The sequence below is a fragment of the Microlunatus phosphovorus NM-1 genome (genome assembly GCF_000270245.1).
Taxonomy (GTDB): domain Bacteria; phylum Actinomycetota; class Actinomycetes; order Propionibacteriales; family Propionibacteriaceae; genus Microlunatus; species Microlunatus phosphovorus.
In genome coordinates, this window is record NC_015635.1 from 3,648,111 (window position 1) to 3,663,154 (window position 15,044).

Below are 15,044 nucleotides of genomic sequence, written 5' to 3' on the forward strand. Positions count from 1 at the left end.
TCAGAACCTGGTGGCCGCCATCGCGATCACCAGGCCGACCATCACACCGCGCAACACCTTGCCGCTGGTGCTCACCACGGGCCAGGACAGATAGGCGATCCAGAGGAAGAAGAGGAGCACGAGTGCCAGCGCCGGCAACGCGATCGGCAATGGTGCGAACAGACCGAGAGCGACCAGCAGCACGGTGGCCAACGGCAGCAGGGGCTTGGGCATGCTGCTGAGCCGCACGAGCGCGGGTCGACTCGCCTGCTCGATCTGCCGGCGAGTGCTGCTGGGTTCGGCCATCCCTCAATCCTATGAGCCTGCGGAGTGCGTCGCCCGTGATCGCCCGTGATCGCCCGCCGGCGTGCCCGGGAGCGCCCGCCCGCCGGCATGCCCGCACCAGTCCAACCCCCACTTCGCATCTCTAGTTGCACTCCGCACCACATCCATCGCCCCCGATTCGACTCCGCACCATTTAGTTGCACTCCGCACCACGTCTACGCGGTGCGGAGTCGCATCAAATGGTGCGAAGTGGGGAATGGGGTGGCCCCCGCGTACGTTCGTGGCCCGTGGGCGCAGGACGTACCCGGACCAGGCGCACCGCGCGTACGTTCGTGGCCCGTGGGCGCAGGACGTACCCGGACCAGGCTCACCCCGCGTACGTTTCTGGCCCGTGGGCGCAAGACGTACCCGGACCAGGCGCACCCCGCGTACGTTTCTGGCCCGTGGGCGCCGAACGTCCACCAGCCACGCTCAACAGACCATCGATTTGAAAACCATTCTCACTTAGGCTGATAATGGTTGCCATGTTGAACATCCCGCGCGCGCTCGGCGCTGCTGCCCTCGGTTGCACTCTCCTCCTTGCAGCGGCTTGCGGCAGCACTGCTGAGGAGCCGAAATCGGCCGAGCCTGGTCAGCTGAAGGTCGTCACGGCGTTTTATCCCCTGCAGTTCGTCGCCGAGCGCGTCGCGGGTCAACATGCCACCGTCGAGAGCCTCACCGCACCCGGTGCCGAGCCGCACGACGTCGAGCTGACTCCCATGCAGGTCGCCTCCGTCTCCGATGCCAGCGCGGTCGTCTACATCAAGGGCTTCCAGCCAGCCGTGGACGAGGCGGTGGCGCAGAGCGGCAACCAGCAGGTGCTCGACACCACCTCCGTCGTGCCGCTCCAGACGCAGGCCGAGGAGCATGACCACGAGCACGCCGACGACTCCCCCGCTGACGAGCACGCCGAGGAAGAGGGCGACGAGCACGGCGACGAAGAGCACGAGCACGGTGGTCTCGATCCGCATGTCTGGCTCAACCCGGTGAACATGGTCAAGATCACCGACGCCGTCGTCGCCCAGCTGTCCGGGATCGACCCGGATCATGCCTCCGACTACGCGGCGAACGGCAAGACTCTGGTCGGTGAGCTCAACACGCTGGACACCTCGTACGCGGAAGGGCTCAAGACCTGCGACCGCCGCGAGTTCATCACCAGCCATGCCGCGTTCGGCTACCTCGCCGAGCAGTACAAGCTGACCCAGATCGGCATCAGCGGTCTGTCGCCGGACGCCGAACCGTCGCCGGCTCGGATCGCTGCAGTGCAGCAGGAGGCGAAAGAGCACGGGATCACCACCATCTTCTACGAGACCCTGGTCTCCCCTGCCGTCGCCAAGTCGATCGCGGGTGACCTCGGACTGAAGACCGACGTTCTCGATCCAATCGAGGCGATTACTCCGGAATCGGCCGGAGACAACTACATTGCCGTCATGCAAAGCAATCTGACCGCGCTGGAGAAAGCGAACGGATGCCACTGAGCTCCCCCGCCGACAGCAAGTCGACCGGGTCTGGCGCGAGCGCCGACCCGGTCTTGCGGGTTGAGGACCTCTCGGTCTTCCTCGGTGGGCTGCCGGTGCTGCGCGGGATCTCGATGTCGGTCCGTGCCGGCGAAGCAGTCGCGCTGCTCGGCGGCAACGGTTCCGGCAAGTCAACCCTGGTCCGAGCTGCACTGGGGCTGTTGCCGGTCGAGCGCGGCTCGATCAGCCTGTTCGGCAGCCCACTGGGCACGTTCCGTCGCTGGTCGCGCATCGGCTACGTGCCGCAGCGCTCCACCGCGCCCGCCAGCGGCGCCACCGTCGCCGAGGTCGTCTCCTCCGGTCGGCTGGCGTTGCGCAAGCCCTTCATCCCCCGTTCGGCGAAGGACAAGCGAGCCGTGCACGACGCGCTGGAGCTGGTCGGCATGGGCGGACGGGCCAAATCCGACGTACGCGAGCTGTCCGGCGGGCAGCAGCAGCGGGTGCTGATCGCCCGCGCCCTGGCCGGCGAACCGGAGCTGCTGGTCCTCGACGAGCCGACCGCCGGCGTCGACCTCGAGCATCAGCATGTGCTGGCCGACGTGATCTCGGCCCGGGTCAACGCCGGTCTGGCAGTGGTCGTGGTGTTGCACGAGGTCGGCCCGTTGACTCCGCTGATCGATCGTGGCGTGCTGTTGCGGGAGGGCCGAGTGATCGCCCAGGGCCCGTTGGCTGAGCTCCAGCACACGACCGGTCAGCTGCTGGCCCACCGCCGGACCGGCCACGAGCACGTCGACCCGGAGCCCGAGGGCTGGCTCGAAGGGACGGTTGACCACTGATGGAGATCCTGGCCTATCCGTTCATGCAGCGCGCGTTGCTCGCGGCGCTCCTCACCGGGATCATCGCGCCGGCCATCGGCATCTATATCGTGCAGCGCCGGCTCAGTCTGCTGGGCGACGGACTCGGTCACGTGGCGATCGCCGGCGTGGGGCTGGCCCTGATGACCGGCCAGGCACCGATCCCGTGGGCCGTCGCGGTCTGTGTCGCGGGTGCGGTGGTCGTGGAGATCCTCCGACAGCAGGGCAAGGCGACCGGCGATGTCGGTCTGGCCATCCTGTTCTACGGCGGGCTGGCCGCCGGCGTGCTCATGTCCGGCATCGCCGGACAAGGCGCCGCCGCGCTCTCGCAGTATCTGTTCGGATCGCTGACCACGGTCACCGCCGCCGATCTGGCCGTGATCGGCGTGCTGGCCGTCCTCGTCTTGGTCCCGACTCTCGGACTCGCGCCCCAGGTGTTCGCCGTCAGCACCGACGAGGAGTTCGCCCGCACCCAAGGCTTGCGCGTCCGGCTCTACAACATCCTCATCGTGGTCCTCGCCGCCGTCACGGTGACTCTCGCGATGCGTACGGTCGGTCTGCTGCTGGTGAGCGCACTGATGGTGGTTCCGGTGGCTGCCGCGCAGAATCTGGTCCGCGGCTTCTATGCAGCGTTGATCACGGCGATGGTGGTCGGGGTCAGCGTCACCGTCGGCGGCGCGATGGGCTCGTTCTATCTGGACACGCCGCCCGGCGCGCTGATCGTGGTCCTCGCCATCGTGGTGTTCGTCCTCAGCTGGCCGTACTCGGCACTGATCTCAAAGCGACGTAGAGTGGCACCCGTGCTACCGGAGCTGGTTGACGACGAGACCCTGCTGCCACACGTTGCGGTGCCCGAGGCCCATCCCCACAAACACGGCCCCGACTGCGAGCATCCGGCGATCCGGCACGGTGACCACACCGACTACGTGCACGAGGGCCATCGACACGCCCAGCACGGCGACCACTACGACGAGCACTGATGGTCACTCAACACGCAGCGACCCCACAGCGCCGTACCCGTCAGCGGGCGGCCGTCCAGGAAGTGCTGGGCGAGCTGCACGAGTTCCGCACCGCCCAGCAGATCCACGACGAGCTACGCAAGCGTGGCGACAGCATCGGCCTGACCACCGTCTATCGGACGCTGCAGTCACTGGCCGAGGCCGGCGAACTGGATGCGCTGCGCACGGCCGAGGGCGAGACTGCCTATCGTCGTTGCTCCGACGGTCATCACCATCACCTGGTGTGCCGCACCTGCGGCCGTACGGTCGAGGTGTCCGGTCCGGCCGTGGAGCGTTGGGCGAACGCCGTCGCCACCGAGCACGGATTCCGCGACGTCAGCCACGACCTGGAGATCTTCGGCACCTGCAGCAACTGCTGACTTCGGGACGACGCACTTCAGCGGCAGGTCGCCGCCTTCATCTTCACCGGCACCTCGCGCACCTTCGGCGTGTGCGACACCCGCACCGTCGCGCTGTCCTCCGCGCTGCCGGTGAACACCGCCTTCACGGTCACCGATGAATCGGCAGGAATCGTGATCGGGACCGTCCCGACCGGCCGCCCGTACATCGTGCCGTGCGCGGCCGGACGCCGAATGTCGGCACCGGTCGCGTCGGCAACGGTGTTCTTCTTGTAGTTGGCGCTGGTTCCCCACACCACCGGTTTGCCGTCGATGGTGACCGACTTCAGCTTGCCTCCGACCGGGCCGTAGACCTGCACGAGCTGACGGTCACCGCCCGGTGGGATGTGCTTCTGGTGAGCCCGGACATACTCCGGCAATGCATCGATCTGGTCCTTGGGCAGTGTGTTGACCACCGTCGCCGTCACCGTGTGCGTCGGCGTCGCCTCGCAGGTGTTCGTCGAGACCTTGATCTGCTCGTCCATGTAGTAGCTCATCTTCGAGGTGGAGTCCGCCTTGTTGTAGACGCCGAGCACAGTGGCCGACTCGTTGTCGGCAGGCAGCATGGTCCCCACCGGTGTCGTCAGCAGCACGGACTGCTCTTCGGTCCTGGCGCTCCACACCTTGAGCCGCTGCTCGGCCACGATCGGCTTCAGCTGCGCGAGATAGGCCCGCGGGTCTCCCTTCCCGCTCGTGACAGCGCTGAAGATCGTCTGGGCGGCGGAGGCAAACACCTTGTCCTGGGTCTCGCCGTCGGGATACTTCGCATAGACCTCCGACAGCAGATATGGCACCGCATTGCCCGGCGTGAGGGTCGTTTCGTCCGCGAGCTTGATGGGGCCGGTGACATTCAGCAGATAGGCGAGGGCAACCGGGTCGAAGGAGATCACGCCGTCGACCTGCCCGCCGAACCGGTCCTGCCACATCGCGGTGGCCATCTTCGCCGTGGTCGGGAAGTCCGGGGTCATGGTGAGGTTGGCGACGAATTTGATCGAGCGCTCGGTGTAGATCTTGTCCCAATCGGAGTTTCGCTTGCCGTGCGGGACATACGGCGCCTTCTTGTAGGGATGCGGGAAGCTCGCCGAACTGGCCTGCCGGCCCAGGGTGATCTTGCCGTCATCGACCACCAGCATGGCCATCGAGGCCGGGTTGCCGCCGCTGGCGCGCTCCTCGGCGTTGTTCTGGAAGATCAGCAGATAGTGCCTGGTGCCTTCTCCGCCGAGGATTCCAGGGAGCAGGGGCAGCGTGGCACTCAGCTCCTGGCTGATCGGCGCAAGCTCGCTCAGCTGATCCTGCAGCTTCTCGACGGGCGCGCTCAGCTGCGGTACGACCCGCGTGGTGTCGATGTCGGCTGCCGCGGTGTTGGCCGCCTGGATCGCCTCGTTGACCTCGGTCGTCACCGGAGCCAGCCGCTTGATGGGCTCGATGTCGATCCGGCCGTTCTTGGGCTTCAGGTTGTCGATGCCCACTCCGTTGGCACCGGTCGCCAACGGCCCGACCCCGTCACGAACCAGGGCATCGACCAGCTCGGTCGTCTGCCGGAACGCTTTCAGGTTGGGGCCGATCCACCAGACATGCTCATAAGCGGCCCAGACGGGTCCACCCGTCTTGCTCGCGGCCTCGTCAGCGCTGGCGCGGAGCGGCGCATAGAGGGCCGGCAGATCCTGGTCCGCTTTGCCCAGCGCCGACCGGAACACCTGCAGCTGGTCTTGGGCCTGCTCCATCGACTTCTTGGCCGCCAGGGCCTGCCGACCGACGTACGCGGTGAGCCCGGCAGCAATGAGGATGCCGAGCACGATGAGCAGGATGACGACCCGCCGGCGCCGACGCGGCGCGGCGGCCTTGGGCACAACAGAACCAGACATCTCGGCCACGAGACTGTGGCGTCCTTTCCCCCGAAAAGTACGACGAGAACGGCTCAAGGGTAGGTGAACGTTCCCGGTGCTCGTGTCGAATTCAGCCGATCCACAGTCGAAATGGAGTCGATCTTGAGAATCCGGTCAGGTCACCTGGTTGGGCCCTGTCACCTGGTTGGGCCCTGTCACTTGGTTGGCCCTGTCACTTGGTTGGGCACCGCACCGCCGTAGCGCCGGTCGCGGTCGGCATACAGCTCGATCGCCCGCCACAGGTCCCGCCGGTCGAAGTCCGGCCAGAGCCGGTCGAGGAACACCAGCTCCGCGTACGCCGACTGCCACAGTAGGAAGTTCGAGGTGCGCTGCTCACCGGATGAGCGGACGAACAGGTCCACATCAGGGATGCCCGGCTCGTCCAGGAACTGGCGGAACCGGGCCTCGGTGATCTTGCTCGGATCCAGCCGGCCGGCCGCGGCGAGCTCGGCGATCTTGCGGGTGGCGTCCACGATCTCGGCCCGGCCGCCGTAGTTCACGCAGAACTGCAGGGTCAGCACGTCGTTGTCGATGGTGCGCCGCTCGGCCTCCTCCAGCTCGCTGATCACGCTGCGCCACAGTCGCGGTCGCCGACCCGCCCAGCGGACCCGAACCCCCATCGCATCCATCTGGTCGCGCCGGCGCCGGATCACGTCTCGGTTGAACCCCATCAGCCACCGCACCTCATCCGGGGTCCGGCTCCAGTTCTCGGTGGAGAACGCGTACGCCGACAGGTATTTCACCCCGATCTCGATGGCGCCCTCGATCACGTCGAACAGCGACGCCTCCCCCATCGCATGGCCCTCGGTGCGCGGCAGGTTGCGTGCCTTCGCCCAACGGCCGTTGCCGTCCATCACGATCGCCACGTGCTGCGGCACCTTCTTGGCCGGGATCAGCGGCGGCCGAGCCCCGCTCGGATGCGGCGTGGGCGGAGCCGGCGGTTGCGACCGGGCGCGTCGAGTGGGTTCCTTGGCCATGATGGGGACAATAGCGAGGTGCCCACCTACCGTGACGAAGCCGTCGTGCTCCGCACCCACAAGCTGGGTGAGGCCGACCGGATCATCACGATGCTCAGCCGCGGTCGGGGCAAGGTGCGCGCGGTCGCCAAGGGAGTACGGCGGACCTCGTCGAAGTTCGGTGCCCGGCTGGAGCCGTTCTCCCACATCGACCTGCAGTTCGCCGAGGGGCGAACGCTGGATGTGGTCACCCAGGTCGTCTCCCTGCACGCGTTCGGCGAGCCGCTGACCGGCGACTATCCCGCCTACACCGCCGGCCAGGCAATGCTGGAGACCGCGGACCGGCTGGTGCCCGAGGTCGGCGAGCCCGCCATCCAGCAGTATCAGTTGCTGGTCGGGGCATTGCGAGCATTGGGCGAGGGCACCTCTGACGGCCCGCGACCGGCCACGATGATCTTGGATTCCTATCTGCTGCGCGCGTTGGCGATCGCCGGCTATGCGCCCTCGTTCAGTCACTGCGCCCGATGTGGCGTGGTCGGTCCGCACCAGGCGTTCTCCCCCGCCACCGGCGGCGCAGTATGCGAACGCTGCCGTCCGGCAGGCTCGGCTCGCCCGTCGCCGGCGACCTTCGAGCTGCTGGGTGCCTTGCTCGAGGGCCGCTGGACCGTAACCCGCGATGTCGCGGCCGCCACCGCCAAGGAGGCGAGCAGCCTGACCTCGGCATACCTGATCTGGCACCTCGATCGGGGACTGCGCTCCCTCGTACACGTCGAGCGATGACCGCCGCCATGGATACGGAGCGGTGACGACCCCCATGGATCTGCGGAGGAATGACTGTGTCGCGGCTGTTGAGACTTGCCCTCCTCCTGGTCGTCGTCGTGTCCCTGGCGCTGGCCTCGTTGGCGATCGCGACGTCCACCAACTCCACCACGGTGCCGCCGGATCCCAGCGCCAAGCCGCCGGCGCCCGGCCAGTCCACCCCGCGCCAATCAACTCCGGGGCAATCCACCCAGACGCCGCTGACGATCGGCGGCACGCGCGGCGTCGGAGACCCATACTTTCCCGACTACGGCAGCGGCGGCTACGACGCGGTCAAGTACGCGGTCGACGTCGATTTCGATCCGAACGACGGGACGCTCACCGGACGTACCGTCATCACGGCCCGGGCCACCGCGCGGCTGAACAGCTTCTATCTGGATCTCGCGTTGCCGGCAAGCAAGGTGCTGGTCAACGACGCCGTAGCGACGTTTGCGCTGGAGGGCTTCCAGGACCTGCGGATCACGCCGTCCGCACCGGTGAAGGCCGGCCGAGAGTTCAGCGTGACCGTGGAGTACGCCGGCACACCGGGTTCGCTGCCGCAGCCTGGCTTCGATGAATCGCCCTGGCGGACCGGCAAGGACGAGTGGCTGGTCGCCGGTGAGCCCGAGGCATCGGCCTGGTGGTATCCGGCCAACGACCACCCCTCCGATCCGGCCTTGCTCGACGTCTCGATCCGGGTGCCACGGACCTATCAGGCGATCAGCGTCGGCCGGCTGGTCAGCCGGGACACCGGCGACGAGGCCGAGTTCGACACCTGGCGATGGCAGACCAGTCAGCCGGCGCCGACGTACGCGACGTTCCTGGCGATCGGTCGCTACAGCATCCGGGAGGGCGAGGCGGACGGTCGACCATCCTTCTACGCGGTCAGTGAGCAGATCGCGCAGCAGGATCGCGAGCGGATCTTCGTCGCACTCGAACGCACCCCGACGGCGATCCGGGAGCTGGAAGCGTTCGCCGGCCCGTACCCGTACACCGAGATCGGCGGGATCGTGCCCGCGATCGACCTCTGGTTCGCTGGGCTGGAAACCGCCACCCGGCCGGTCTACCACCGGGGCGCCTTGCTCGACGAGGAGTACAGCGACGAGTTGCTGGTGCACGAACTGGCGCACATGTGGTTCGGCGACCACGTCACGTTGCTGCAGTGGAACGACATCTTCACCAACGAGGCCTTCGCGTCGTGGGCTCACTGGGAGGTGGTCGCCCGGCGCGGTGACCGTTCCACCGACGCACAGCTGGACCGCACCTATCGTGCGACCAAACGTGATCAGGAGTTCTGGCGAGCGACGATGATCGACCCCGGCAAGGAGGAACTGTTCAATACGGTGTACGTCCGCGGCCCGATGACACTGGCCGCCCTCGACAACGTGATGGGCGACGCCGCCTTCGACACTTTGATCCGTAGCTGGGCCCAGCAGAAGAGCGGACCGCGCAGCCTCGAGGACTTCATGGCGACTGCGCAGGCCCACACCACCATCGACCTCGGCCCGTTCTTCCAGGAGTGGCTCTCCGACCCCGACGCGCCCGCCCGCACCAAGGCCAACGGCTTCAGCTGATCACGCGGTTCACGGCGGAGGTGACCGCCTTCAGGGAGGCGGTGACGATGTTGGCGTCCATACCCACCCCCCACAGCACCTGGGCGTTCTCGCCGTCCCCGACCTCACACTCCACGTACGCGGCAGCCAAGGCATCGCCGCCGGACGAGAGCGCGTGCTCGGCGTAGTCCAGCACCCGGACGTGATAGCCCAGCGACGAGATCGCATCGACGAACGCCGATACCGGGCCGTTGCCCTCGCCACTGATGTTCCGAGCCCGGCCGCGGTCGACCACGCTCGCGCTCACCTCGTACGTCCGGCCGGCGCCACTGGCACTGGACACCTCGACCAGCTGCAGCGGCTGGTCCGGCGCCAGGTAGGCCTGCTGGAACACCTCCCAGAGCGCATCGGCGCTCACCTCACCACCGCCGGCGTCGGTGTACGCCTGGACGACCCGGGAGAACTCGATCTGCAGCCGCCGTGGCAGATCCAGCTTGTGCTCGGTCTTCATGATGTAGGCGACCCCGCCCTTGCCGGACTGGCTGTTCACCCGGATCACGGCCTCGTAGGTCCGGCCCACGTCATGTGGATCGATCGGCAGGTAGGGCGCCTCCCACTCCAGCTCCGCGACGGGGATGCCTCGCTCGGCGGCCTGCCGGTCCAAATCCTCCAGTCCCTTCTTGATGGCGTCCTGGTGGGAGCCGGAGAAGGCGGTGTAGACCAGATCCCCCGCGTACGGGTGGCGCGGGTGGACCGGCAGGTTGGTGCAGTACTCCACCGTGCGACGGATCTCGTCGATGTCGGAGAAGTCGATCTGTGGATCGATGCCCTGGGAGAACAGGTTCATCCCCAGGGTGACCAGGTCGACGTTGCCGGTCCGCTCGCCGTGACCGAACAGGCAGCCCTCGACCCGGTCGGCCCCGGCCATCATGGCCAGCTCGGTGGCAGCGACGGCGGTGCCGCGGTCGTTGTGCGGGTGCAGGGAGATGGCCACGTGCTCGCGGTTGTGGACCTGGCGTCCGAACCACTCGATCAGATCGGCATACGTGTTCGGTGTGGCCATCTCCACCGTGGCCGGCAGGTTCAGGATGATCTCGCGGCCCGCGCCGGGCTGCCAGACGTCCATCACCGCATTGCAGACCTCGACGGCGAACTCCGGCTCGGTGCCGGTGAAGATCTCCGGCGAGTACTGGTAGCCGAACTCGACGTCGCCCAGGTGCTGCTCGGCATACTTCATCACCAGCTCGGTGCCGCGGGTGGCGATCGCCAGACACTCGGCCTTGTCCACCCGGAAGACAACGCGACGGAACAGCGGCGCTGTCGCGTTGTACAGGTGAATGGTGGCTGTCTTGGCACCGACCAGCGACTCCGCGGTTCGCTCGATCAGGTCCTCCCGAGCCTGGGTCAACACCGACACCGTCACGTCGTCGGGGATCTTGTCACCCTCGATCAGCTGCCGGACGAAGTCGAAGTCGGTCTGACTGGCCGACGGGAAGCCGATCTCGATCTCCTTGTAGCCCATCTTGACCAGCAACTCGAACATCTTGTGCTTGCGCGACGGGGTCATCGGGTCGATCAGGGCCTGATTGCCGTCCCGCAGATCAGTGCTCAGCCATCGTGGGGCTCGCTCGATCCGCTTGCTCGGCCAGGTGCGGTCGGGCAGGTCGACGCCGGAGAATGCGCGGTAGCGCTGGAAGGGCATCGGGCTCGGCTGCTGGGTCGGCACAGCCTGTACGCGAGTGCCGAAGGAGTTGGTGGGGCTACTGCTGGTCATGCTGTCCTCGCTGTGAGTGCTGGTTGCCGGGCCGGACGCACGACAAACTCCGCAGCGAGGGCGCCGGCCCTAGTGGGCCCTGCTGCGGCAGCGAAGGAGGAGCAGCGCGAAGGCGCGCTCGGTGCCAGCCATGCGGTAACCATAACCCAGCATGCGAACCCTTGTCGATGCGTCGCGCCCGGCGAGTCTCAGCGGGACCACTCATAGCTGTGTTCCGGACGCCCGTGGGTTCCGTAGCGCAACGAGAGTGTGACCAGCTGCTCGTCCACCAGATCGGCCAGATAGCGCTGCGCGGTGGCGCGCGAGACCCCCACCTCCTCCGCGACGGCGATCGCGGTCATCGGTCCTTGGTGCGTACGCAGCAGCGCCGCGACCGCCTGCGCGGTGATGGTCGAGCGTCCCTTGGGCATTCGGGTGAGTGGCCGAGAACGAAGCAGCGCAGTCAGGTCATCGATCTCGGCCTGGGTGGCGGGACGATCAGCGCGCACCGCGGCCTCGTGGAATCGGCTGTAGTCGGCGATCCGTTCCAGCAGCTGAGACATCGCGAACGGCTTCACGATGTAGCCGACCGCTCCCCGGGCAAGGGCACGTCGCACCCGCTCCCAGGAATCGGCCGCGGTCACCATCAGCACCGAGGCGTCGCTCGCTCCCACCAGGTCTGCGCCGCTGCCGTCGGGCAGGTACTCGTCGGCGAGCACCAGATCGACCGACCGGGTCGCCAGCAGTTCCCGGGCCTCGGCCAATGTCCTGGCCTTGCCGACGACCTGGCACCCGCGTACCCGCTCCAGCGCCGCCGCATGCATCGCGGCGACCCGGAAGTCGTCGTCCACCACCAACACCCGCAGCAACTCACTCATCCGCGCACCGCCACCTGCCGTAGTGCCCCGCGCAGCCGCGCGCCGAAGGTCGCCCCGTGATCATCCCCGCGCCCCGCGAGCAGTTCCACCTCGCCGCCGTGGTGCCGCGCCGTGGTGCGAGCCAGTGCCAAGCCGAGCCCATGGGCCTCGCGATCGCGTCCCTTCGTCGTCCAGCCTCCGGCAAAGACCTCCACCTCTCGTCCGGGCGGCACACCGTCGCCGCTGTCGATCACATGAACCACCAGGTCGTCACCATCGCCCAGCAGGGACACATCGACCCAGGCCGGGCGCCGCCGCCCACCGGCGGCCGCCCGGATCGCGTTGTCGAGCAGATTCCCTACCACGGTGATGGTGTCCAGCGGGCTGATCAGCGATCCTTCCACCCAGGTGGCCTCGGCGATCCGCAACTCCACGCCCAACTCCGATGCGGTCGCGCCTTTGGCCTCCAAGATCCCGTTCAGGTACGGGTCCTCGACCCCGCGGCTCCACGACTCGGCACCGGTCAGCTGCGCCAGGTAGTCCGCCGCCTCGTCGACGTGACCGAGGTGCAACAGCCCTGCCAGGACGTGCAACCGGTTGGTGTACTCGTGCGCTTGGGCTCGCAATGCGTCAGTCAGCCCGCGGGTCGCCTCCAGCTCACGGCCGAGGTCGTCGAGGTCGGTACGGTCGGCGATCACCAGCACAACCCCGAGGTCATGACCCTGGCGTTCCACCGTGATCCGGCGGACCAGCAGGATCCGGCCATTCATGACCAGCAGTCGGCCGGCCTCAGGCCAGTCCCGTCCGGCCGGACCCAGCAGCGCGACCAGCGCCGTCGGCAGCCCCGATTCGACGACCGGCCTCCCGACCCGCACCTCGGCTCCGAGATGCTGCTGGACAACCTCGTTGGCCAACCGCACCAGTCCCGTGGCGTCGACCGCGACCACGCCCTCCAATGCCCCGCCAAGGACGGCGGCGTGCTCGCGCAACAGGTCGGCCATCTCCTCCAGTTCCAGACCATGGGTGATCAGGTGGAGCCGGCGGGTCTGCCAGACGGTGACGAGCAGGCTCGCGGCTACGGCGACGGCCCCGACGCCGAGCATCACCAAACCAAGACCTCGCTGCAGCTCACTCACCGCGCTCACCGGGATGCCGACCGAGATCGAGCCCACGACCCGACCGGCCTGGTCGCGCAGCGGCACCTTGCCTCGTGCCGACCAGCCGAGGGTGCCCTGCTCGAGTCCGTCGGTGTCCTGCCCCGAAAGCGGCACCGAGGGGTCGGTGCTGACGACCTGACCGATGAGCTCGCTGTTCGGGTGACTGTAGCGGCGGCCACGGTCGTCGGTCACGACCACATACAACGCCTCGGTGCGCTTGCGCAGCTGCTCGGCGGCGACCTGGACCGGTCCGTCCGGGTCCGGCGGTCCGGCAATCACCCAGCCGGCATAACGGGGATCGCTGGCAGCGGCGCGGGCGATAGCCAGTGCGTTGTCCTCACCCTGCTCCTCGATGATCTGACGGGCAGCGATCAGCGAGCCGGCGAGCGAGGCGATGATCGCCGCAGCCACCACGGTGAAGAACACCGCCGATACCTGGCCTCGCCAGGTCAGCAGGCGAGATCTCCTCCGCCGGGTCGGTGCTTCCACGAAGCTGATCGTAGAACCCGATGGCCAGTGCGCAGAATGCGCAGAATGCGATCTAGCGCGCACAATCCGACATGCGCGCACAAGTCTGGACCTGAACCGAGCGCCGTACCTATCGTTCCGATTTGGCACTATGCCGCCCGGATACCAACGCCGCACCGGAGACAAGGGAGATCTGAATGCTCGCCATTTGGGGACTGTCGATCGTCGTCATCTTCCTCGTCTTGATCATGAGCAAGAAGGTCACCCCCTTCACCTCCTTGGTGCTCACTCCTGTCGTGATCGCGATCTTCGCCGGCTTCGCCGCCCAGATCGGGGTCTTCGCGCTGGAAGGCGTCCAGGGCGTGGCGACCACGGCGATCATGCTGTTGTTCGCCATCTTGTACTTCGGCCTGATGCTGACCGCAGGTCTCTTCGACCCTCTGGTGCATTTCATCCTCCGGGTCGCCAAGGGCGATCCGCTGCGGGTGCTGGTCGGTACGGCGATCCTGGCTGCCGCGATCTCGGTCGACGGCGATGGCTCGACCACGACCATGATCGTCTGCTCGGCGATGATCCCGGTCTACAAGAAGCTCGGCATGAAGATGATGGACCTGGCGGTGATCATCATCATGGCGAACTCCGTGATGAACCTGCTGCCCTGGGGCGGACCGACCGCACGCATCATCGCCGCACTGAAGGTGGACGAGGGCGAACTGCTGCGCCGGCTGCTGCCCGGCATGATCATCGCGATCCTCTGGGTCATCGTGGTCGCCTTCCTGCGTGGCCTCTCCGAGCGCAAGCGGCTCGGCATCGTGGAGCTGACGCCGGAGGAGATCAAGAACCTGCACGTGAACGAGGTGACCGGCGGCGATCACGCCGAGGGGGACAAGCTGAAGCGGCCGAAGATGATCTGGGCCAACCTCGCCCTCACCTCTGTGGTGATGATCCTCTTGGTCTTCGGCGGCATGGCGTTCATTCCCAAGCTCCCGGCTCCGATCATCTTCGAGGTCGCCTTCGCCATCGCGCTGCTGCTCAACTATCCGAGGCTGAAGGACCAGCGGCAGATCATCGAGGAGCACGGCGCGAACGTCATGCACGTGATCACGATGGTGCTCGCTGCCGGCGTCTTCATGGGCATCCTGAACGGCTCGGGGATGTCGGAGGCGATGGGCGTCTGGCTCGCCGACGTGGTGCCGTCGTCGATGGGCAATCACTGGGCACTGGTGACCGCGCTCGCCTCGGCCCCGGGCACCTTCATGCTGAGCAACGACGCCTTCTATCTGGGTGTGCTGCCGGTCCTCGCCCAGACCGGCGCGAACTACGGGTTCACTGCGATGGACATCGGCGTCGCCTCCACCGCTGGGCAGGCATTCCACCTGCTCTCGCCCCTGGTGGGCTTCATCTATCTGCTGCTCCATCTCACCGGGGTCGAGATGGGCGCCTGGCAACGAACCGCGGCGAAATGGTCCATCGGCACCTTCATCATCTTCCTGGTCTCGATGGCGGTCTTCGGCGGCGTACGGCTCTGACACCGCAGTTTTTGTGCCCTGGTCCCCCTCCGGCGTGGCCCAAGGCACAAAATCGGTGGCGCCGGCGCGGTGAGCGG

Annotated in this window: 13 protein-coding genes; 7 read left to right on the forward strand and 6 right to left on the reverse strand. The window is 67.3% G+C overall.

The features are described 5' to 3' along the window. Entirely contained in the window at positions 1-285 is a 285-nt protein-coding gene (locus MLP_RS16360; RefSeq protein WP_013864262.1) for a DUF6703 family protein, read from the reverse strand. A 503-nt stretch (positions 286-788) separates the two neighbouring features. Between MLP_RS16360 and MLP_RS16365 the strand changes: the two genes are divergently transcribed. Genes MLP_RS16365 through MLP_RS16380 form a run of 4 tightly spaced genes read left to right on the forward strand, consistent with a single transcriptional unit; the run spans position 789 to position 3,992 of the window. Then, positions 789-1,781, forward strand: coding sequence for a metal ABC transporter substrate-binding protein (locus MLP_RS16365; RefSeq protein ID WP_231851329.1), 993 nt, complete (start codon positions 789-791; stop codon positions 1,779-1,781). After that, positions 1,772-2,596 (forward strand): metal ABC transporter ATP-binding protein, encoded by an 825-nt coding sequence (locus MLP_RS16370; protein WP_013864264.1) that lies wholly within the window; start codon positions 1,772-1,774, stop codon positions 2,594-2,596. The genes MLP_RS16365 and MLP_RS16370 overlap by 10 nt, the downstream gene beginning before the upstream one ends. Next, positions 2,596-3,594, forward strand: a complete 999-nt coding sequence (locus tag MLP_RS16375; RefSeq protein WP_013864265.1) for a metal ABC transporter permease — start codon at positions 2,596-2,598, stop codon at positions 3,592-3,594. Before MLP_RS16370 ends, MLP_RS16375 begins: the two co-directional genes overlap by 1 nt. Beyond that, complete coding sequence (locus MLP_RS16380; protein ID WP_013864266.1) at positions 3,594-3,992, forward strand: Fur family transcriptional regulator; 399 nt, start codon at positions 3,594-3,596, stop codon at positions 3,990-3,992. The genes MLP_RS16375 and MLP_RS16380 overlap by 1 nt, the downstream gene beginning before the upstream one ends. 17 nt (positions 3,993-4,009) lie before the next feature. On the opposite strand, the gene MLP_RS16385 is transcribed toward MLP_RS16380, so the two are convergent. Beyond that, complete coding sequence (locus MLP_RS16385; protein WP_156821186.1) at positions 4,010-5,875, reverse strand: DUF4012 domain-containing protein; 1,866 nt, start codon at positions 5,873-5,875, stop codon at positions 4,010-4,012. A gap of 176 nt (positions 5,876-6,051) precedes the next feature. Next, on the reverse strand, positions 6,052-6,873 hold the full coding sequence (locus MLP_RS16390) for an isoprenyl transferase (RefSeq protein WP_013864268.1): 822 nt from the start codon (positions 6,871-6,873) through the stop codon (positions 6,052-6,054). An 18-nt stretch (positions 6,874-6,891) separates the two neighbouring features. Between MLP_RS16390 and recO the strand changes: the two genes are divergently transcribed. Beyond that, on the forward strand, positions 6,892-7,632 hold the full coding sequence (gene recO / locus MLP_RS16395) for a DNA repair protein RecO (protein WP_013864269.1): 741 nt from the start codon (positions 6,892-6,894) through the stop codon (positions 7,630-7,632). A gap of 50 nt (positions 7,633-7,682) precedes the next feature. Continuing rightward, positions 7,683-9,224 carry a M1 family metallopeptidase gene (locus MLP_RS16400; protein ID WP_013864270.1) on the forward strand — a complete coding sequence of 514 codons (1,542 nt, stop codon included), beginning with the start codon at positions 7,683-7,685 and terminating at the stop codon, positions 9,222-9,224. Here the strand turns inward: MLP_RS16400 and leuA are convergent. The 3 genes from leuA to MLP_RS16415 form a co-directional block, all read right to left on the reverse strand. Next, complete coding sequence (leuA, locus tag MLP_RS16405; protein WP_013864271.1) at positions 9,217-10,977, reverse strand: 2-isopropylmalate synthase; 1,761 nt, start codon at positions 10,975-10,977, stop codon at positions 9,217-9,219. The genes MLP_RS16400 and leuA overlap by 8 nt on opposite strands. 188 nt (positions 10,978-11,165) lie before the next feature. Further along, complete coding sequence (locus MLP_RS16410; RefSeq protein ID WP_013864273.1) at positions 11,166-11,834, reverse strand: response regulator; 669 nt, start codon at positions 11,832-11,834, stop codon at positions 11,166-11,168. Continuing rightward, positions 11,831-13,459, reverse strand: coding sequence for a sensor histidine kinase (locus tag MLP_RS16415; RefSeq protein ID WP_013864274.1), 1,629 nt, complete (start codon positions 13,457-13,459; stop codon positions 11,831-11,833). Before MLP_RS16415 ends, MLP_RS16410 begins: the two co-directional genes overlap by 4 nt. Before the next feature lie 176 nt (positions 13,460-13,635). Between MLP_RS16415 and MLP_RS16420 the strand changes: the two genes are divergently transcribed. After that, positions 13,636-14,967 carry a CitMHS family transporter gene (locus MLP_RS16420; RefSeq protein ID WP_013864275.1) on the forward strand — a complete coding sequence of 444 codons (1,332 nt, stop codon included), beginning with the start codon at positions 13,636-13,638 and terminating at the stop codon, positions 14,965-14,967. Positions 14,968-15,044 lie beyond the last annotated feature (77 nt).